General features: G+C 45.1%; 25 protein-coding genes and 2 pseudogenes. 21 read left to right on the top strand and 6 right to left on the bottom strand.

Annotated features, from left to right (window positions below):
* The first annotated feature begins 27 nt into the window (after positions 1 to 27).
* The 6 genes from BQ9893_RS08965 (at position 28) to BQ9893_RS08940 (ending at position 5,543) form a co-directional block, all read left to right on the top strand.
* Positions 28 to 474 (top strand): hypothetical protein, encoded by a 447-nt coding sequence (locus tag BQ9893_RS08965; protein WP_075965722.1) that lies wholly within the window; start codon positions 28 to 30, stop codon positions 472 to 474.
* The gene (locus tag BQ9893_RS08960; protein ID WP_075965721.1) at positions 471 to 851 is read left to right on the top strand and encodes a hypothetical protein; all 381 of its coding nucleotides are present in this window, start codon (positions 471 to 473) and stop codon (positions 849 to 851) included. Before BQ9893_RS08965 ends, BQ9893_RS08960 begins: the two co-directional genes overlap by 4 nt.
* 104 nt (positions 852 to 955) lie before the next feature.
* Positions 956 to 1,366 carry a hypothetical protein gene (locus tag BQ9893_RS08955; protein WP_244155095.1) on the top strand — a complete coding sequence of 137 codons (411 nt, stop codon included), beginning with the start codon at positions 956 to 958 and terminating at the stop codon, positions 1,364 to 1,366.
* 83 nt (positions 1,367 to 1,449) lie between these two features.
* Positions 1,450 to 2,301 carry a helix-turn-helix domain-containing protein gene (locus BQ9893_RS08950; protein ID WP_081415416.1) on the top strand — a complete coding sequence of 284 codons (852 nt, stop codon included), beginning with the start codon at positions 1,450 to 1,452 and terminating at the stop codon, positions 2,299 to 2,301.
* A 227-nt stretch (positions 2,302 to 2,528) separates the two neighbouring features.
* Complete coding sequence (mobV, locus tag BQ9893_RS08945; RefSeq protein WP_075966089.1) at positions 2,529 to 3,992, top strand: MobV family relaxase; 1,464 nt, start codon at positions 2,529 to 2,531, stop codon at positions 3,990 to 3,992.
* A gap of 54 nt (positions 3,993 to 4,046) precedes the next feature.
* Positions 4,047 to 5,543 (top strand): OmpA family protein, encoded by a 1,497-nt coding sequence (locus BQ9893_RS08940; protein ID WP_075965719.1) that lies wholly within the window; start codon positions 4,047 to 4,049, stop codon positions 5,541 to 5,543.
* A gap of 103 nt (positions 5,544 to 5,646) precedes the next feature.
* Here the strand turns inward: BQ9893_RS08940 and BQ9893_RS08935 are convergent, their stop codons facing one another.
* Together BQ9893_RS08935 and BQ9893_RS08930 are read right to left on the bottom strand one after the other, a co-directional pair.
* Positions 5,647 to 6,711 carry a nucleotidyl transferase AbiEii/AbiGii toxin family protein gene (locus BQ9893_RS08935; protein ID WP_075965718.1) on the bottom strand — a complete coding sequence of 355 codons (1,065 nt, stop codon included), beginning with the start codon at positions 6,709 to 6,711 and terminating at the stop codon, positions 5,647 to 5,649.
* Positions 6,708 to 7,436 carry a type IV toxin-antitoxin system AbiEi family antitoxin domain-containing protein gene (locus BQ9893_RS08930; protein ID WP_075965717.1) on the bottom strand — a complete coding sequence of 243 codons (729 nt, stop codon included), beginning with the start codon at positions 7,434 to 7,436 and terminating at the stop codon, positions 6,708 to 6,710. The genes BQ9893_RS08935 and BQ9893_RS08930 overlap by 4 nt, the downstream gene beginning before the upstream one ends.
* Before the next feature lie 495 nt (positions 7,437 to 7,931).
* Between BQ9893_RS08930 and BQ9893_RS08920 the strand changes: the two genes are divergently transcribed.
* Positions 7,932 to 8,237: an LPD11 domain-containing protein gene (locus BQ9893_RS08920; protein ID WP_075965716.1), complete on the top strand. Its 306-nt coding sequence runs from the start codon at positions 7,932 to 7,934 to the stop codon at positions 8,235 to 8,237.
* Here the strand turns inward: BQ9893_RS08920 and BQ9893_RS08915 are convergent.
* The 4 genes and pseudogenes from BQ9893_RS08915 to BQ9893_RS08900 form a co-directional block, all read right to left on the bottom strand.
* A pseudogene (locus tag BQ9893_RS08915) lies at positions 8,165 to 8,878 on the bottom strand (toprim domain-containing protein); the annotation flags it as partial. The gene BQ9893_RS08920 and the pseudogene BQ9893_RS08915 sit on opposite strands and share 73 nt — an antisense overlap.
* A 20-nt stretch (positions 8,879 to 8,898) precedes the next feature.
* Entirely contained in the window at positions 8,899 to 10,518 is a 1,620-nt protein-coding gene (locus BQ9893_RS08910; protein ID WP_075965715.1) for a hypothetical protein, read from the bottom strand.
* Between the two features lie 9 nt (positions 10,519 to 10,527).
* A complete protein-coding gene (locus BQ9893_RS08905; protein ID WP_075965714.1) occupies positions 10,528 to 10,752 on the bottom strand; it encodes a hypothetical protein in 225 nt (74 codons plus the stop codon).
* Positions 10,753 to 10,773: 21 nt separating this feature from the next.
* Positions 10,774 to 11,385, bottom strand: a pseudogene (locus BQ9893_RS08900) (DUF4099 domain-containing protein); the annotation flags it as partial.
* Between the two features lie 16 nt (positions 11,386 to 11,401).
* On the opposite strand from BQ9893_RS08900, the gene BQ9893_RS21685 reads away from it, so the two are divergent.
* From BQ9893_RS21685 to BQ9893_RS08845, 14 genes are all read left to right on the top strand, one after another.
* Positions 11,402 to 11,578 carry a hypothetical protein gene (locus BQ9893_RS21685; RefSeq protein WP_167369849.1) on the top strand — a complete coding sequence of 59 codons (177 nt, stop codon included), beginning with the start codon at positions 11,402 to 11,404 and terminating at the stop codon, positions 11,576 to 11,578.
* 338 nt (positions 11,579 to 11,916) lie between these two features.
* Positions 11,917 to 12,345, top strand: a complete 429-nt coding sequence (locus BQ9893_RS08890) for a hypothetical protein (RefSeq protein ID WP_075965711.1) — start codon at positions 11,917 to 11,919, stop codon at positions 12,343 to 12,345.
* A 206-nt stretch (positions 12,346 to 12,551) separates the two neighbouring features.
* Positions 12,552 to 13,160, top strand: a complete 609-nt coding sequence (locus BQ9893_RS08885; protein WP_075965710.1) for an acyl carrier protein — start codon at positions 12,552 to 12,554, stop codon at positions 13,158 to 13,160.
* A 7-nt stretch (positions 13,161 to 13,167) separates the two neighbouring features.
* Positions 13,168 to 13,347: a hypothetical protein gene (locus BQ9893_RS08880; RefSeq protein WP_075965709.1), complete on the top strand. Its 180-nt coding sequence runs from the start codon at positions 13,168 to 13,170 to the stop codon at positions 13,345 to 13,347.
* Between the two features lie 42 nt (positions 13,348 to 13,389).
* A complete protein-coding gene (locus BQ9893_RS08875) occupies positions 13,390 to 13,797 on the top strand; it encodes a hypothetical protein (protein WP_139322589.1) in 408 nt (135 codons plus the stop codon).
* 98 nt (positions 13,798 to 13,895) lie between these two features.
* Entirely contained in the window at positions 13,896 to 14,060 is a 165-nt protein-coding gene (locus BQ9893_RS21680) for a hypothetical protein (protein ID WP_167369861.1), read from the top strand.
* 248 nt (positions 14,061 to 14,308) lie between these two features.
* Positions 14,309 to 14,830, top strand: coding sequence for a hypothetical protein (locus BQ9893_RS08870; protein ID WP_075965707.1), 522 nt, complete (start codon positions 14,309 to 14,311; stop codon positions 14,828 to 14,830).
* Positions 14,831 to 14,841: 11 nt separating this feature from the next.
* Positions 14,842 to 15,144, top strand: coding sequence for a hypothetical protein (locus tag BQ9893_RS21890; protein ID WP_081415415.1), 303 nt, complete (start codon positions 14,842 to 14,844; stop codon positions 15,142 to 15,144).
* A 26-nt stretch (positions 15,145 to 15,170) separates the two neighbouring features.
* The gene (locus BQ9893_RS08860) at positions 15,171 to 15,455 is read left to right on the top strand and encodes a hypothetical protein (RefSeq protein ID WP_075965706.1); all 285 of its coding nucleotides are present in this window, start codon (positions 15,171 to 15,173) and stop codon (positions 15,453 to 15,455) included.
* A gap of 33 nt (positions 15,456 to 15,488) precedes the next feature.
* Positions 15,489 to 15,665 carry a hypothetical protein gene (locus BQ9893_RS21675; protein ID WP_167369860.1) on the top strand — a complete coding sequence of 59 codons (177 nt, stop codon included), beginning with the start codon at positions 15,489 to 15,491 and terminating at the stop codon, positions 15,663 to 15,665.
* A gap of 11 nt (positions 15,666 to 15,676) precedes the next feature.
* The gene (locus tag BQ9893_RS08855) at positions 15,677 to 18,109 is read left to right on the top strand and encodes an ATP-dependent helicase (RefSeq protein ID WP_075965705.1); all 2,433 of its coding nucleotides are present in this window, start codon (positions 15,677 to 15,679) and stop codon (positions 18,107 to 18,109) included.
* A gap of 39 nt (positions 18,110 to 18,148) precedes the next feature.
* Complete coding sequence (locus tag BQ9893_RS08850; protein ID WP_075965704.1) at positions 18,149 to 18,517, top strand: hypothetical protein; 369 nt, start codon at positions 18,149 to 18,151, stop codon at positions 18,515 to 18,517.
* A 159-nt stretch (positions 18,518 to 18,676) separates the two neighbouring features.
* Positions 18,677 to 18,844, top strand: coding sequence for a hypothetical protein (locus BQ9893_RS21670; protein WP_167369859.1), 168 nt, complete (start codon positions 18,677 to 18,679; stop codon positions 18,842 to 18,844).
* Between the two features lie 193 nt (positions 18,845 to 19,037).
* Complete coding sequence (locus BQ9893_RS08845; RefSeq protein ID WP_075965703.1) at positions 19,038 to 19,517, top strand: hypothetical protein; 480 nt, start codon at positions 19,038 to 19,040, stop codon at positions 19,515 to 19,517.
* Positions 19,518 to 19,704 lie beyond the last annotated feature (187 nt).

Below are 19,704 nucleotides of genomic sequence, written 5' to 3'. Positions count from 1 at the left end.
AACCAGAAACAACTAAACACAACAGTTATGCTACAACTTTTTTACGATGACTTTCTCTCCTTTGTGCCGCTCCAGCTTCCGCAGTTGCTGGATGTAACCACAATGGAACAGCCACAGTTCTATGACGATTACGTCCTTCTTTCGTTTCCGCTTGCCGACCCATACGATCTGGAAGAAGTGATGGACATCTTCGAGGACGACATGGAGCTGATAACCCTTTATCATCATATTCCTTCAAGCGCAACGACATTCGGCAGCAGCACCTGTGCCTATTCCAATCCGGCTTTCGGACAGATGTTCAAAATGAACGCGAGAGTTTCTGATACCGGCAAGGTTGACCGCATTGACGTGACCATCTATGAATCCCTGGAGTTCATGTGTTCCGACATCTGTCTTGACTTGAAACTTCATGAAAAGACCGGTCATTTCAAGTACCGCAAGACCAAGGAGGAGTTGCTTGCCGAATTTATATGAGACGGACGATATACCTGCAAATGCTATACATTATCAATATGTACAGGAGTTGGATAGTCGTGGATGACGGATATGGATACAGGCAAAGTGTCGTGTTCAGATGGGGCAAGCCGGTTTCCTGCGTGTGTCGTATGCTCCGGCTCCGTTCCACTTATAAGCACAATGGCTATGAGCGTGGCACGAAATGGAGCATATCCGAATACGAGCTGGACAATGCATTGGCAAGGTATCGTCAAAAGAATCACGAGCTAAAGGCACGGCTTAAAAAGGGGGCGTCATATCTCGAAGCCAAGGATGTGGAAGCCATTATAGAGATTGCCACCTATGGGCTGGTCAAACTTGAGCTGACCGAACTGCCATTATTCAAACAATACTGATTACACAAAGGATTACGATTATGATTTGGATTATCATCGAAATGTTATTTCCGGCATTGCTCATTATACTGCCCATGTCATTGTACAGGAGCAACCGGTTTTTTATGGCAAAGTTTTACCTCAGAATGGCGGATAGCGAGAATGCGAGGAAACTTTATGTGCAGTGTATGCTTATCTTCCTCCTGCTATATCACTATGTCTATGCAGGCGGACACTTCGGAAAGTGGGGAGTTCTGATATCCACCATACCTTGTGCCGTTCTGTTCTCGTTCAGACGTGCCGACAGGTGGATGCGCAGACTCCACGAGGATAAGAAAAGATTCGTTATGGCAGCCTTGATTACATTGGTCATCTGCGCGGTACCACATCTGCACACCACGGCGTTCACGCTTGCCTTTCTTCTTTTGGCCGCCATGTTCTATCCCTCTTGCCGTGTGTTAGCCGAATGGCAGGATGAAGACACGCGCAAGCATTTGAAAGAAAATCCAAAAACAATGTCCGAACATTACTACTGACATCATCACGCGAGACTGCCACGAATAAGTGGATAGTGGCAGGTTAATAGAATCCACATATAGTCAAACAAAAATCAAATGAAATGATGAAAGACAAGAATAGAGCCGCCAATCAGGTATTGGCAGATATGATGTTTTTCGACTACCTCAAAGAGAAAGTCGGTGAACGGAAGACAAAGACCGGTGCTTACTACGACCTGTTGGAGAAAGCAACGGCAGGTTTTATCGCTCCCTTTTTGAAGAACCACGAGTATGTGTTGCAGGCTGACGAGTGTCATGTGACCATTTCAGACCTTGCGGTGGAATGGCACTGGCACAGGGCTACCGTCAGGGCGTTCCTTGACAAACTGGAGGAGATGGGATATATTCGTCGGACAAGGTTCGCAAAGAGTGTGGTCATTACCGTGACTTTTGCGCCATTCTCCAGTGGCGAAACTCCTGCCTCTTATACCGGTCATACAGGGGCCGGACTTGCCGATGATTTGGACAAGGCTTTGTCCGAATGGATAAATGGCAATCTGTCTGACGAAGATATGGGAGAGATTTGTGGACAGTATCATGAAGCCGGACTGAAACGGCTTGCCGATGAATCCGGCAAAGATCATTCGGGCGACAAGCCGGCAATAAAGGCAGGTGCAGAAACGGAGTTTGCCCAAGAGATTGTCGAGCGTGTAGCCGTAGCCGGACTGAAACGCGCCATACGAAACTCACGCTTCGATGACCCGACCGATTTCCTGGAGTTCTTTCACAAGGAACTGGGAGGTGACTGGACTTCACTTTTGGAGGCATCCAAGATAACCGCCAAGATGATTCTGGACGCTGGAAACGACGGCGCAGCCAATAGTTCGAGCGAAACGGATATGCTTGCCACGCTTCGACAGCCGTTCAGGGCGTTATGGGCAAAGTGCCAGGAGCGTGATTTTACCCTTTTATAGACTTCACAACCGGTGTTGTAAGTCAAAAACTATTGTATAACCACGGACGAGCCGTGATGCCCTACATTTGTAGGCTTGCCATTTTAAGCGTGCAGCGGTGCTTGCACGTTGACCAAACAGAGGGAAGCATGGGTAACTCAATACCCCACACGATTACGGTCGGTGGGAGCGGTTGCCGGACAAGCAGCAAGCTGGGGCAAATCGGTTGTCCGATAAAAACGGATGATATGGCTGAAAAATCATGGCAGGTGATGCACATGAACGTGATGAAAGGCATAACCACCGCGCAAAGCAACGAACACCAGCGTAACTGGACGGAAAGCGGCTGGAAACACGCCATAGACAAGGGTAATTATGACCGCCAGAGGGAACGGTTGAATTTCGAGATTGTAAAGGGCGGTAAGGTGCGACCTGTAAACAAGGACAAGTCTATTCCTGAACGCATGGCTGAAAACCTTGCCGGGCGTGGGATAAAAGATCCCAATTCGGATTTGGCAGAACCGAAATTTCGCACGGTCGTGGATTTTATACTGGGCGGATCGAAGTTTCAAATGCGGCAGCTTGCTTTTGGAGACCAGGCTGTTGTGTATGGTTCCGGTAACAATACCGCCAATGCTTCGCTTCAACGAAGACCGGAAATAGAAGAATGGGCAAAGGATATGTACCGGTTCATGAGTGAAAGATTCGGTGAGGAGAACATTGTCGGGTGCTATGTACATCTTGATGAAACGACCCCGCATATGCACCTTACTTTATTGCCAATCCAAGACGGGAAATTTGCGTTCAAAAAGATGTTTGCAGGAAAGGACAAATATGAGTTTTCTGCAAGGATGAAAATGTTACACGATGAACTCTCGCAAGTGAACGAAAAATGGCAACTGGAACGGGGACGTAATGTTTCCGAAACCGGGGCAAGACATCGAAGCACGGAGGAATACCGCCGACACCTTTCGGAAGAATGTACCAATATAGAGGAACAGGTTGTCCAACACAAAAAAGCATTGTCAGACCTTAAAGTGGAAATAAGTCTGGCAGAGCGCAGGGTTAAAGGCTTGACCTCTATGGTGGATAACCTCCGAAAAGCGAAAGCGGAAAAGGAATCCCAACTATCGGCATTGGAACGCACCCTTCAATCCCATCAGGGAGATACGGCTGCCATTATAGCCGAGAGGGAACGGTTGGAAAAAGAACTGGCTTCTATCCAAACGAAACTGGAAGACAAGCAGGATAAGCTACGGACGGCTGACCAACAGCTTGAAGTCCTTAAAAGGGACATGGATGCCATTGGCGAGCGCACGGAGGAACTGAAAGGCGAAGCCTATAAGTACAGTCGTGAAATCCATTCCAACGTGGATGTGCTGCTCAAAGATGTAATGCTGGAAACATTGGTTGGAGAACATTCGGCAAGAGTGGCTGAAATGGGAGCTGCGGAGCAATCCGTCTTTGACGGTTCTTTGTTGCAGAGCCTGACCGAGCAAGGGGCGGAAGTGATGCACTGCGCCACGCTCCTCTTCCTTGGTATGGTCAACGACGCCACTACATTTGCCGAAACGCATGGCGGTGGAGGAAGTAAAAGCAACCTTAAATGGGGAAAGGATGATGACGAGGATAACCGTGCGTGGGCAAGGCGTTGCATGATGATGGCAAGCAGAATGATGCGACCGGCTTCCGGCAAGAAGCAAAAGAGGTAATCGGCAGAATATGTTTTTCTGCAATGAATAACAAAACAAAATAATGCGTTGAATATGACAAAGAAAATATTTTTAATTCTGGCAGTGGCAGGTATGGGCTGTTCACTGCAAATGAAAGCGGCTGTACCACCTGTGATAAAGGACACTGTACAGCTGGAATCGTACACGGATGTCGAACAGATACTCCGGCTTTTGGAGCCGACTTACCGCAAGGGTGTATTCGTGACATCGCCTTGGAACGGTAACTGGTTTGTCAGTCTTCGAGGAGGTGCAAGTGCGTTCATTGGCAAACCTGTTGGTTGTGCCGACTTATTTGACAGGATAAAGCCTACTATTTCCGCATCGCTCGGCAAGTGGTTCACTCCGCAGATCGGAGCAAGAATCGGTTATGGAGGTTGGCAGTTCAAAGATTGCGGACTGGTCACAAATGACTACCATCACTTTCATGCTGACTTGATGTGGAATGTGCTTGGATATCGGTATGGCAAGGTGGAGAATCCTCGTTGGGGAATCATTCCATACATAGGACTTGGATTGATGCACAATCCGCAGAACGGACATAATCCGTTTGCCATTTCATACGGAATACAGGGGCAATACCGTATCTGTAAACGGCTGTCTGCTTTGTTGGAAATTGGCAATGTTTCCACATTCCAGGACTTTGATGGCTATGGTAAATCCAATCGTTTCGGAGATAATATGCTCTCCGTGTCAGTCGGCTTGTCGTTTACGATTGGAAAGACCGGCTGGAAACGTGCCGTTGATGCGAGTCCTTACATCCGGCAGAACGAGTGGCTGATTGGTTACGCCACACAGCTATCGGAGAGTAATCGCAGATACACCGGGCAATATGACAGGGCGATGCAAACGATAAACGAATTGAAGAAGATTCTGGAAATTGAGGGTTTGCTTGATAAATATAGCAGGATGTTTGATGACCGGAAGAGTTTGGGTAATGTCTATCCGAGAAACGATTACAGTGGACTGAACTCGCTCCGGGCAAGATTGAAAAACAGGCATTGGGATGGCAGGTCTCCATTGTCCAATGACAGTTTGTCCAGTAAGTCTGAATTTGCCAATGCCATACCCAATAATGACGGTAGCGTTATAAACGGCTTCTATGTCACAGGTGCCGATTCCCTGCTATCTTCAGATATGAATAATGACAGCATTTCCATTTATAGCCATTCGGATTATCTCACCTTTATAGGTTCCCGTGACGAGTGCATCGGTTCGCCTGTCTATTTCTTCTTTGAACTCAGCACGGATCAATTGACCGATAAATCTCAGTTGGTCAATCTGGATGAACTGGCGCGAGTGACGAAGAAATACGGATTATCCGTGACTGTTGCAGGTGCGGCCGACGCTGCCACTGGAACTGCCGATATAAACAATAAATTGAGCACATCAAGAGCTGATTATATTGCCACGGAGTTGTGTAAGCGCGGAGTGGCTGTTGAAAATATAACAAAGGTCGGTCAAGGAGGTATTTCCAATTATGTACCCACTGAAGCTAACAGACATACCAAAGTCATGCTATATATGAAATAGGAAAGTGTAAGATTCTTTTTGTTCAAATTGATTAGTTGAATGTCAATTCACAAAGAAGAGCCTGCCCGTGACGGGTCGGCTCTTCTGCATTATAAAAATCTCATTATAATAACTTTTGTATTTCGCTCCAATAGAAGAACGCTTCTGCATTCGTCTTCTTTAATTTATTCAATTTGGTTGAGAGTGGAGAGTGTATCGTTACGTTAACCAATAAATTCGCTTCGGACGGATTATAGTGCTTTATCTCATTTATGCCTTTACTGATAAGTTTGGCAAGATAAGCTGCCTTTGAAGCATTTGTAATAGCACTTTCCAAAGTATAGACTTCACTATGAATAAAGCCACGCACTTTTTTTATTCCATCTTGAATCAGGTCAAATTCCTCCTGACTGTCTTGCCCGCGCATTACTATACATTTGGCAGTATCATAAATGTCATCCAAAACTTTTTGAATTGCATCAGGATTCTCACCTCTGTATTGAAGTTCAACCATCGCAAATTTATTGAATGTTTCCGCTGTAACAGATAAGTCTCCAACTATGTCGAAAAGCGATGCAACGTCAAATAACTGTTTACAGATTTCCATTGAACAATTCTTTTCTCCTTTGAAAAATGGGATCCCAGTCGTGTGAGGAGCAAATGCAGTTAATTTATCGCCGAGCAGATCTTCTTTACTTGGCAACTTTACCATTACGGGATTTCCTTCTGTTTTTAACAAGCGGCTCTGAATAGGAAGTTCCACAACATTTGCATAATGAATTTCCTCGAATAATACATCCAACAGAATCTTGTCTTGACGTCCTCCTGCCGGATATGCCACCTGGTAAAAGAATTTGGCATGTTGTTTTGGAATATCTGTACGAGAGATACGTTCTACCAATTTAACCTCTCCAAAACCATATTCTTCGGAATACTTTTCCAGATAATCTTCAATCCTTGTTCCAGGAGGACAAATTATATCAATGTCGATTGAAAGTCGTTTGCCGGTATCAAGATGAAGCATTAAGGAAGACCCTCCCTTGAATAAAAAGGGACAACCGGATCGGGCTAATGCTTCCAACAATGAGAATGCACGGATTGTTTTTTCAACGAGGGCTATATCTTTTATCTTGTTGTCTTTGGCTACTTGTTCTATCCAAGATAATGTCCTGCTATCGGGATGTATCATATATTGATTGTATTGATAATTTGTTCAACTTTTTGTTTTCTGTTACGGCGTGCCGCATATCTCAACAGCCGTGGCATTTTGATTTCATAGTCCGAGAAGGCGTTTGAATATATAGTATATAATTCATTACCTTGAAGATGTTGTAGTTCCTTGTCGGATATGGCATCAACAAGCATTTTCTCTAATGTGGGAACGGGACAGCCATCAATAATATCTATTGGAGCCTCTTTGACAAGAGGACGAACAATAATCATATCACGATTTGTAATATATCGATCTGCATCTTCTTGCTTCGGATTCAAAAAAACAGGGATTGCAAATTCCATGTTTTGTAATGACATAAAAACGGATTCCATTGCCTCCCTTTCAACATCTACCAATGTGGTTCTTACCGCAGGTACATGTAACATCATAGAAGCGAATATAGATGGTTGCCATATACAATAATCTGTGAAAGGGAATTTTTCTTTTATATGTCTGTTGAGTGAAAGCATAAATTCGCTTGGCTTATACAAAAAATCATATTTCAAATCTTCATTTAATTTGTATTTCCCGTATGAAACTCTGATGATTTTGTTCTCTGCAAGCATCCTATTCAAAAGCACAACAAGAGAGCCTTCTGATATGTTTTTCATACCAGAGCGCACCGCATTCAGCAGGTCTTTTCGTGTGAATTGCCCGTCCTGTTTTCTGGCAATATCTATTATCTGATTTACGGCAGTCATTATTGTTCTTCAATTATGTTGCAAAGTTATAACAAATTTGGCAAATACCAATGCGTCTTGCCGATTTTGTTATGCTTTTAATAAGAAAAAAACATGAGCTATATAACAACTCCGTCAAATATCGAAAGGATTTGCCGGAGTTGTTATACTTTTCCTATTTTACAATTCCTGCTATCTATCTGCCAATTATAGCAGTTTTACTTGTCACATATAATGAACACCTCCGGCTCATCTTGCCGGCTCTATTTTCCTTTGCAAAGGTACTGCGTCGAGGGAATGCCAAGTACCGCTATGCAGGTTGTTTCGCTAATTGCTTGGTGAACTTAACAACAACTTTCCGCAATTTCCACCAAGTGTTAATTGGGTATTTCATCAACTCCTCTGCCATTTACTTGTCTTATCCTTCTGTTTCCACAGTCTCTTGGTTGCACGTAAAATTCAGATTCCGACAAGAAAGCCGATAAAGGCTTCAAAATGAGGGAAAATAAAAAGATTATGGCAAATATGGAAACAAATTCAGATGAGAGAAAGATAATAGACAGAGTTTTACATTGTGATATTGTATTCAGATACCAATTGTTAGGTCGTTTACAAGCTGATTGCGAATACTACCTTAATTACGGCAATCGGAATATCAGACGTTTGTGGGCTGGCAATGTAAATCTGCAAATTAAACTGATGGCTGAACTTTATAATAGTTTCAAGGAAGATGAAAAACCGGAATGGATTACAGGTTCATCGCTGAAATTGGCTATCCACAAGCCCTCGCTGCTGTTGCTGCCCTCGGCTTTGCCCTTGTAACTTCCGCTACCGTCCATCTTGGGACGGCCGCGTTCCTCCAGTCCTGCAATCTTGTCCGGCTCTTTGGGAAGTACCAGTGGAAAGACAAGGTTGGCATACGCCAAACCGTCTGAACGGTGTCTGGTAGCCAGGAAGAAATGGTCGGCAAAAGCCCGTTGTGTGAAGATGTCGATGCCACGGTTCTTGAAATAGGGATAAAAACGTTTGTGGGTCTCTCTGTCTTTCACGTCAAAACGGTGGATGTCGTAATCATCCAGCCTGAACGGAGTGTTCTCCCGTCTGGGTTGGATGATGCGCAAAGGTCTGTCATTGATGGGTTGGTTCAACAGCCTGTTGCAGACAAGGTTGACCAACCTGTCTAGAGAGACGCCGTTCCGGTGTTCCGCAAACTTCTCCGGGAATGCCTTGATAAAGGATATGATATTATAGAGCTTTTGCTGTGGTGGCTGGAAACAGCATTTGCCGTTCGGCGTGACGATGAACTTGTCACCCCGGATACGTGTGCCGTTACTGTCCATACGGATATAGGACGGATAACGCAAGCCGTCACGCTTGTTCAGGTGATAGCCTGCGTCCATCAGTATATCCTGAATGTCCAGCCGTTGCAGGAAGTCATCGTATGTCAGTTCTCCGTTTGCCATCTGTGTGTTCCTTTTATTCCTTAAAATCCTCTGCGCATCTCTGCCACCTCCTTGTTCATCTGCGCTTCAAAGTTCCTTGCAGCCACATCCATCGGCGAGTCCACTCCCGGCTTGAAATAAGGACGGGGTGCGGAACTGAAACGCTCTCCGTAAAATTCCGGACAGGGATGGTGCAGCCCGTGGGCGACATCCGACAGCACTACAGCACCTGCGGCAAGTGCGGCGAATATCTTTGTCCCCAATCCGCTGCTCATTTCGGGACGGGTCTTCATATCCACTTCGTTGAATATCTTGGAAAAGAGCTTCATGCGGTGGTAGTCATCGACTGCCAGGAACTTGTCGTACTGTTTCTGGCTGATTTCATGGGTGATGGGTTCTCCGTTGATAATGGCGGTCATCTTGTATTTGCCCTCTGTTTCTGTTGGTTGTACAGCGATGGCTTCCACTTCCACCTCACGTCCGTGTTCTCCTTCCCGGTACCAGCCTTTGTTTTCGTTGATGTATGACAAGTCCCGTCCTTCAATCAAGGCTCCTTCTTGTGGCTCTCTGATGATATGTTCGTCTTCTTGCAGTACCGTCTGTTCGGTAGAGTGCGGTGCAAGGCTGTTATCGGATTCCAATGGCAGGAGCAAGTCCTGTTCCTGCCGGTTCCGCATAGCCAGATCCTGCTCCACTTCGGGGTGCAGGGCAATGCTGATGCGCTCCTTGCTGTTCAGCGATTCCAATGTGACTTTATCGGAATAGTCATTTTGAATGACATTGTTCAGAATCTCCAGGCGTTTCTCAACCGGATGCTCTTCAATGGAATTGGAGGTCAGTGCGGATAATTCCTCTTCGGTCAGGTCATAGACCATATCGGCACTGACTTTCTCCGACTGGACGGTCAGAGTCCCGGCTTCCGTATCCACGATGATGCCGTGTGAGGACAGGCATTCCTGCCACTTCTCATTGGAGAAATAGACGGGTGAGGTAATCAGCTCCTTGTAGGGCTTTGCAGGTTCTTCGCTTCTTGGCTTGTTTACCATCGAGGTGATGACTGCCTGCAAATCCTGCAAGACATCCTGTCGGACTGGCTGTACCGGCTTTTGTGGCTGCCGATGCCCTTTGTAGTAGAATCCGTAACCGCCGGATTGCATCTCACCGGGTTTCATTCGTCCGTCCGGGCGTTCTGCCATCATAGGTGTATCTGCATAGAAAAGCCGGCCGCCGACCCTGCGCAAGTGATAGCCTTCCTGCTGTCTGGGAGTCCATCCGAGGAAAGGGGGCGGCATACCGTACCTGCCGACCCTGCCATACTCACCGATGCCGATACGGTAGCCGTGAAGTCCCATTGCCACCCTGCCGTTGGCATTACGGGCATGGACAAAGTTGCGTGGCAGCTCAAAGTCATTCTTTACTATCTCCGTAAAGGTGTTGTATGCCTTTTTGTTGGCATGGTTTGTCCCCCAGTCGGTAAGAGCTAAAAACTGCTGCTTGCTGATGGGGTATCGCAAGAGCGGAGAGTCGTGCCCCTGTACTACCAACTGGTAGCTGTCACCCACAGGTACGACATGGGCTTGCATACCGTTGCGCATCAAAAGAGCGTACATTTCGGGTTGCAAGTCCGGTCTCATCGGGTTTGTGTTGGTTCGTATTGCCATAGTCCGTGTTTATGCTTCACCGCTTTCCATAGCGGCTTCTAATTGTTCACTCTTGTAGTGGACGAATTGCTCGGCTGCCGCATCATCAATCGTGAGCGAGTGCGCTTTGCAGTATTCCACCAGTTCTTCCTGCCATTCGGCAGAAAAGTGGTTGACGTAATCCAGCCAGCCGTATTCTCCGCGCTCCATCTTCTCGATGAGCACTTCTTCGGGATAATAGGTGTTTTGTGCCATAATTACAGTGTTTGAAAGGTTTTACTTGTGAAGTCCTGCACCCATATTGCGTTGGGCACTCTTTTTCTGTTCGTTCCAGAGTTCTTCCGTGTATTGCTCTTCCGGGATATAGTCGAGATTGCCGTTATCGTCCATCATCCAGCAACCGTAACAGCCGAAGGTGTATTTATCCCATTCTCTTTTGGTCTTCTCGCTCCATTTCTTGGCGTCTCCCTGACAGAAGTGGATGCCGTCCTTCTCGTACAGGCTGATTCCGACCGTTACAGGTTCGTCTTGCATTACAAAGGTCAGCGGTTCGCCCTGTTGCATCACCTTGATTTCGGCATTGCTGAGTTTCAGTTCTTCTGCCATCACCTGTAGGTTCCGGGCGATGACCTGCGTGGGGACGGACATGACCTGATTGGTCTCGGTATCGATCTGCACGAATGCCTTTGTCTTTCGCCCGTCAGCCGTTACCGTGTCGGCAAGAATGACTTTACCGGAACAGAGCTGCTTCTGTTGTTCCTCACTGTATTTCTCCAAGGAGAATTTCTTCAGCACCGGATAGAACACGACATCGGCTTCTCCGTTCTCCTTGCGCACGAAAGCGAATCGGCTACGGTCGGTGACCGTGTTCCCGTTCTCATCGTTTACCGTTTCTAACAACGACATGATTGACGAATTCTTGAAGAAAGAGATGGGTGATATAAAAAATGCCCGAAAGTCGAAGAAACCTGACATTGACATGATATCTGGCAAGCAGGGCTTTATAGCAGGCTACAATGTCGAGATCAATAAAGGAATATACAGTAAGGATGGAGAGCATAAGACGCTTACTGACAAATAAGTCTGATGAAATGAACACCTATCACACTGAACCCCGACCTGGATGCAGGAAATTCGCTCCCTGCGGTAAAATATCCCTCCATAAATGCCGCAAGTACAAAGGCAAGTTGGAAGAATGCAAGGGATGCACGTTAGTTAAACGCAAGGCAAAGACCATAACATATGTTCAGATTGGTCAGAAAGTATGTCCACACTGTGGGAGGTCATTGCCTTTACATCGGTTCTATACTCGAATTATCAAACATAACGATAAGGAATATCACTGCCTCACATCATGGTGTAAGATGTGCATGAGTGAAGCGGCAAAAATTAGAAACCAAATAAAAATAAGAAATAGCTATGAAGAAAATAGTTCAATTGGATGAATACGAATATAACAAGTTGGCGGAACTTGCTAAACTCAATGAAGAACAGATAAACCAGAAAGCTGCCGATTTGTGGGAGAAAAAAGGAGTCGCAGAGATTGAGATAAATATAGAGACCGGCCATGATACCCGCCATGTTTTTCGCATAGATTTCAGACCGTATATCAAGTATCGGTCTGAAAGGTTCTTTATTCCCGACAAGTTGAGAGAAAGATTCAGAAAGATAGTCAAGAGTGAGTTGAATAATTCCGTTGAACAGAAGTTCGGCAAGGCTGTAGATATGATCAATATATGCAACAACAAAATTGATTCCGTGAATAAAACGCGATTTTTATGGATGCTTGTTGCAGCATCCGGATGGGCAGTGGCCGCTGTTACACTGCTATGGTATTTTACGAAGTAAGGCAACCTACAAATTATGGATACTAATCTTACCATTGAGCAAATCCACCTTGCCCTCCGGAACAGTGGGTCCCGCTTAATTGGAGAAGTATCATCTGACCCCGAATCTTTATTTCCCTTTTGGGGTTGTATAACTATCTGGCTTATAATTAGTATCTTTACATTGTTTCAAAGAGGAAACTTAATCAGGAACCTACTAAAAAACTTATGGACATAAAGACAATAGAACGTGAAGCTGTATCTTCAGCAGTGATTGATTTCGGAATCTTTAATTCCGAGAAGAACGATTATTATATCAAAGGATTCCTAACCGGTGCCCTCTGGCGCATCAACTCAGTTTGGCATGAACCGTTCGAACATCCGGCAGACGGCCAGTATTTGACTATCCTAAGACAGGGAGATCAGATACTTTCGGAAATCGCTCCTTGGAAAGACGGTAAATATCATGGCAAGGTACACTCACAGATCTCCAGCAAAGGATACGAGGTGATTAAATATGCAGACGTATGCGATCTGATTCCGGAAATGAAGGGTATCGATTTGAATATGTCTGACAGATCCGCAGAGTCTGATTCGAATGGCAAAGAGAAAATGGTAGAGAAAAAGATTCATAGAATCCTGATATGTCAGATAAATGAAGAGGTGAATCTGAACGAAACGCTGCTTAACCAAGGATTCGACAGTCTGGATGTCGTGGAAATCTGTATGAAAATAGAGAATGAATTTGATACCTCTTTCGACTTCAACTGGGTCAACGACGAAACGACAGGTTCGGAGATTATCAATTATGTGAATCAAACATTAGCCAACAAATAAATGGAATATGGAAAGATTTGAAATAGATAAAGAATCAGCAAAATATGCTGAACATAAAACCACTTTCAGAAAAGAGGTATTGAAGGAGGTCAACAATGATGACTACGAGCGCCGGCGTTCTGATTGTAGAGAGGATTTCAAAGCTGGTGCTGAATGGGCAATTAAATCCTTGCGTAAAAGTCTTTAAAAGAAAAAGAGATTTAGAAACTAATAAAGGGGAAAGATGGATATGGAAAAGCTGAAAGTTTATTACGGGTGGTCTAAGATAAATGCAGTACGCAAGAAACGCTCACTTTCTGTCATGTTTGAAAATGACCTCTCATGTCGCAGGGAGAGAGGACAGCGCGTGCTGTCTGCAACTCAGGATACGGTGTTTGTGAGATATCAGGATGAAGAAGAAATGACGGACGCCAAAGCCCAGAACCGCATTTTCACCGGATACGACTTGTTTCTGGATGAGAAACCGTTTAACGGCAGTCTGGAGCTTTTATTGGAGTCAAACAGCGAAGCGGATAAGAACCACGTATCCAAGAACATGCGCGAGCGTATCACCGAAGCTCTTCGGAAAGCGTTCATGCTAGCCAATCCTGACTATAGAGAACCTGGCGGCCAGTTAAGCCTGAAATTCGGTGAATGACAATTTTGTTGTTCACTTGTGGGCACCCTGCCCGGAAGCCAACACCGGCTTCCTATGTAGTTTAATATATAATCCTATAAGAATTAAAATTGATAGAAATGGGGAAATTAGCTTACCGCTGCAAACGGCCACACAACAAACCATTATGGCTTTTGCGCATTCAGTGTGACATATCTGTGGATTTTATCAATGAAGAGTATTCGGAAGAAGTTCTGCCGGAACTTAAACAGTATATTGATAAAAAGATTCTGGATTTGGTTTAAGCAGGAGGAATCAAACGGAGTTTTGTCACTACTATGCTGAAAAAGGAGGGACAGAAAACCGTGTTGTGGATTGTCCGTAATGATATTCCACTCCAGCAATATTATATAGAGGGAGTAACTCCCTAAAAATGGTGTCCGCTTCAATGGTAAAGTAGGGTTGTAAGTTAAAATCAAACCTCTTTACTCATTATGTAAGTGTCTGAAAAAGAATTAGTATCTTTACATCAGTAAAGAAAATCAAAGACAATATGGAAGAATTTAATATTCACGAAGTAGCAGAGGAAAACAATCTGGATGTGATTAGTACCACAACCGGGAAAAATGGATATCCCCAGTCGGTTAAATATGCAATCACCGGTTTCCCTAATTTTTCAGAGGCAGAGAAATTGGCCGAGAAATACGGATTGCGTATCACTACTTTCTGGAAAAAAGCAGGTTGGCAACTCTATGTCAGAGACCGCAATACGACATTCGAGCCGATGCGCATTTCAGCCGAAAATTATGGCGATGATTACATGGCATTCGACTCAAGCAGTGTGGAATCGTTTTATGAAGACGAAGTAAAGCCATTACTGGATGATATCAACAGTCTTGAAGACTTGGAGAAATTTGTGTCTGCCCGCAAAGAATTGCTTGACGAGATCAAGAGTATCGACGAAACCCAATTGGTAATAGCCTGCCATGGCCATTATTATGAGACGATAGATAAGGAAACAATGGAATGGTCGTTCGATTCGAATACTTATGTTATCGGAGTTATCAAAGACTAATAATTAAGCGTATGAAAACATATAGTGTATATTTTACAGAGCCTGTCACCCGCCACTACAAAGGGGACAAGTTCAACCAAAAGACCAAACAGTGGGAACATGACGTAGATTGCGAAGAAACCAAAGACACCTTCACTTTCTACTCTCTCCCTCCGGCCAAGAAGCTTATTAAGGCAAACATGGACAAATACAAGGGTTCAAGTATCACAAAAACATGGGCCAACGGTGATTGGGAAAACCTTGGTGAAATCAAGCTTACCGGGAACAACAAGACCTTCGTGGCAAATTCCCGCCAGAAGAAAGCCGGATATTGATTACCAAAACATTAAAGACGAAGATTATGAAATTAAACAATAGTGACTGTTACGATTCAATCATGGTGACCCTGGCTCCGGACAAGTATCCTACTGCATTCGCCAATAAGGTGGACGAACTGATAGAACAGAATCAGTTCAAGACTAGGGAAGAAGCCGAAGCGTATGTTTCCGGCACTCCCATTGAGTTGGAACTGTATTACGAGAAAGGGACCGGATTGTTTGCAGTGGAAGCGGAAGCCGTCGAATCCGGAACAATCTACTCCCCTTATACCAAGGAACTGCTGGAAGATGCAGATTGCGATTGTTAAATCACTCACTTTAACCATTAAAAAACAAGACCTATGAAACGTATTACTTCAAACGATATTATCCCGGGATTCCAGTTTATGCATGCGGGTATCCCTGCAACCGTGAAACATGTATCGGACGGCTTTGCCCGTTTCATCTCTGACGATGGATCAGAAGCCGGTTCCATCGCCGTAATCGCATTGGTCAATATGGCCAACCGTACTATCTAAAAACTGAAATTATGAGTCGTATATTAGAATCACTGAATGACAGACAGCGTGAGGCTGTCCAGGCTACAGAAGGCTACTTCCGTATCATTGCCGGAGCAGGCAGTGGCAAAACTAAGACTTTGACACATCGCTTTGCCTATCTGGTGCAGGAAATCGGTGTTCCTTCCAACCGAATCCTCTGTGTTACCTTCACCAACAAGGCGGCAGCTGAAATGCGTGGCAGAGTAAAGCAGCTTTTGGGCGAGAACATCACTGACGAATACATCTGTACTTTCCACAGTTTCTGTGTGAAGGTTCTCAGACGCGAGATCCAGCGATTGGGATACCAGCAGACATTCAGCATCCTGGATATGACTGACCAGAAATCATTGATCAAAGAGGTATTCGAAGAAATGGGTCTTTCATCCAATGACGGCATTACAGCCAAGGATGCCCTGAAACACATAGAGATGTGCAAGACCGGAGAGGGATGGGAACATGTTGTCAAGCTGCTTGTCGCTCCCAATGACCCTGTCATCCCGGCAGAAGCAGAAGTGAAAGACAGGATCCTGCTGAATTACCTGACCCTGCAGCGCAAGAACTTGTCCTTGGATTTCAATGACCTGATTTCCTTTACGCTGTATCTTCTTCAGACAAACCATCAGGTGCTTGACACTTGGTCAAACGCTTTCAGCTATATCATGGTTGACGAGACACAGGACAACTCCAGACGTCAATGGGCCATGCTGGAATTGTTGGCTAAAGCTTGCCGGAACTTGTTTGTCGTAGGAGATCCTGACCAGGCCATCTATTCTTTTAGAGGGGCACGTCCCGAGGGGTTGGTCAAGTTTGACAAGGTGTTCTCCCCATGCACCACGATAGTGCTGGACCAAAATTACCGTTCAACACCTACTATCCTTGGAGCGGCCAACGACATCATTGTACACAACCGTTTACGTGTGAAGAAGGAATTATACACCGACAACGTTGATCCGGGCAGCCCGATTGAATGGATTCATGCCGATAATGACAAGAACGAGTCACTATATGTGGCATCCAAGGTACAGAGTTTACTTGAAAATGGAGCCAAGTCTGATGACATCGCCGTATTGTTCCGTGTGTCTGCCCTCTCCCGTTCCGTCGAACAGGCGTTCATCCAAAATGGTATCAAGTATCAGGTGTTTGGTGGTATGCGGTTCTTCGAACGCAAGGAGATTAAGGATGTCATGGCTTATCTGACCATGGCCGAGACTCCCGACAATGACATGGCTTTCCTTCGGACATACAACTATCCGTCCCGTAAGTTGGGAAAGGCTTTTATCAACCGGATTAAGGAACTGGCCAAAGCGGACGGAAGCTCATACTTTGCCGCCCTGCTCAAGCATTATGGTTCTGTCAAGGAGGTCACCCGCTCCGGTGCTGCCGAATACATCAAACTGGCCAATCAGATTCAGGGACTAAAAGGCGGCTCAATTTCTGACTTGGCAACATATATTTTGGACCAGACCGGTATCATGAAAGAATTACGGGAATCTGAGGATACCGAAAGGCTGGACAACGTAGTAGAGCTTCAGAACTCCATCCTGTCTTATGAAAACGAGCATAAGGATGATGAAGATTTTTCATTGAAGACATACCTTCAGGACATTTCCTTGTACACCAACGTGGATGCCAAGGATAAAGAAGACAGCATCAAACTGATGACCATACACCAGTCCAAGGGACTGGAATTTCCCTATGTGTTCCTTATCGGATGCAACGAGGGTGTCATGCCCAACCAGCGGTGTGTGTCTGAGACCCGTCGTGAAGGGTTGGAAGAGGAACGCCGGTTAGCGTACGTGGCCGTAACCCGTGCCAAACTGCAACTGTTTATCACCGAGAACGAAGGACAATTCTACGGTGGCGGCAACAGGGTGCCGTCCAGGTTTATCTTTGAGATAGACAGCAAACGCATCCAACGTAATGGGTATGTGCCCGAATACCTGGCAGAGATGACCCGGAAAATCATCCAAAATGAAGGACTGGAATTTGATTCCAATGGAGATTATGATGTGCTGACAATCGGAACACGTGTCAAACATCCGGCATTTGGTGACGGTACCATTGAAAAGGTGGAAAGTTCCCGTAATGAGTATCTTATCCGGATGGACCGTACTGACAGCCTGATGCATATCCGTATGGACTATAAGGGACTCACAGTGATTACAGACGCTCCCAAAGACGATAATACGACTGACTGTTTACCTGCCGATGAACCGGAATCCCAACCAACGGAAGAGGTGGTTGAACCCACTGCCCCGGCTCTCATGTGGAAAGCCGGAGACGAAGTAATACACCCGCTTTTCGGTCTGGGAAAAATCATGGAGGTGAACCCAGACAGCAGGGAGTATTCTATCTATGTGAACCAAGGTGGGTTTACCATCTCCGTAGATTTCAATTTTGACGGGCTGAGAGCCAAATCTTGAAAAATTAGTTTCTTTCGGTTTATTTTTAACAATAGAATTATGAATCGAAAAGAAGTATTTCTCAAGTGCCAGCAATGTATCAATGACATTCAAACGGCAGCAAACTCAAAGACTTTTATCAAATACCGCAAAGAACAAATTACTTTGCGGTATTTTTTTGTCCGTAACAGACAAATGCTGTCCGTTATACAGACAGATGCAGATATGGTTCCCGTCCTTCACTTTGTCTTTCTGACGAATGACATAAGGGCTGTGCCGGTCTATATGTACCAACTGCTACCCGGTGATTTCCCGTTTACAGTCCCCCCCTACCCTTCCCTTCATCGTTCTCTGGAGATTGCCAGTACGTTCATCCGGTGGCACGAGCTGTCCGCAAATTTCCAGTTTGACATCAGATGGTATGACTGATACGCCATAGGAGCCGACACCGGCTCCTTCCTCCTACTCCGAACAATAAATGGCCTGCATGAAAAAGTTCGAACTCAGGTGCACACAGACATTCAACAACAATATAATAGCTTGCTACACAAATAAAAAGTATTTTTGTATAAATCAAAAGTTTAGATTATGAAAAAGAGCAAGAAAAGGCGTAATGCCCCATCCACCCCTCTGGCAGCATTTCACAAAGGTAGCCGGGATGCGGAGATACAGGCTTTCGGCAAACCGGTACCACGGCACAATGTAGTCACCTCAAAGAAGGTGTATCGTCGGAATCGCCGGGTAGATTTCGATTGACACGGTTGTCTTCCTTCTTCCACCCGGAGAACCATACTGTCCTCCTATAGATCGTTATTGATAGCTTGAATGAAAGAGTTTCACTCCCCTATCCTAAATGCTAATATTCTGTATAGGTTAGGAAAACTTATATAAATATACTATATTTGTGATTATTAATGAATTAGAATATTAACCATCAAACTTTAAGAATATGAACATTAACGTAGAGATCTTCAAGAGATACTCCCCGAAGAAGAAAATAGAAATCATCAACAAGCTTACTCCAGCCGAGCTTTCCATGGTGGAATATGCGACCTTGGTAAGAGTCGTGAAGGAAGCCGGTTATGGCAGAGACAAGTCAAGAAGTAAAGATTTGAATATTCATCCCGACAGAAGAAAAGGCAATAATTGGGACAGCTTAGTCGAAAGGCTGTCATGGTGCAACGGGAAATTATATGTAGATGTGTATTTTCAATATGAGAACACAGACACAACGGTGTGTGTGATAGCCCAAGAGTTTTTCAGCCGAGGGGAATATAAAGGCAGGGTGAAACGTCTGAATCACCATTGTGACGAACAGACTTATTACTTCAATTATTCGGAGGAAGAGAAAAGAGAGGTAATGAGAAGTATCCTTCTCGAATATGTCTATAAAAAGTACAAGGACAAACTATCCGAAGGGGAAGAATAGTCTATATTGGAATCCGGACAAGGCAGGCTGACACAGCTTTCCTTGTTCGGCAACAACTCACACAGAGGGGTATCGGCATGTTTTCTTGCCAACGCAGACCGACCACGGTCTGCTGAAATATGGGTGAAATATCGCCGATCGTGGGGTATTTATGGTATCCGCAATAATGGAAAAGTCCGACCTGATA

Source organism: Parabacteroides massiliensis (assembly GCF_900155425.1).
Lineage (GTDB): Bacteria > Bacteroidota > Bacteroidia > Bacteroidales > Tannerellaceae > Parabacteroides > Parabacteroides massiliensis.
Note: the sequence above shows the minus strand (reverse complement) of the source record. Positions and strands in the feature narration are given on the sequence as shown.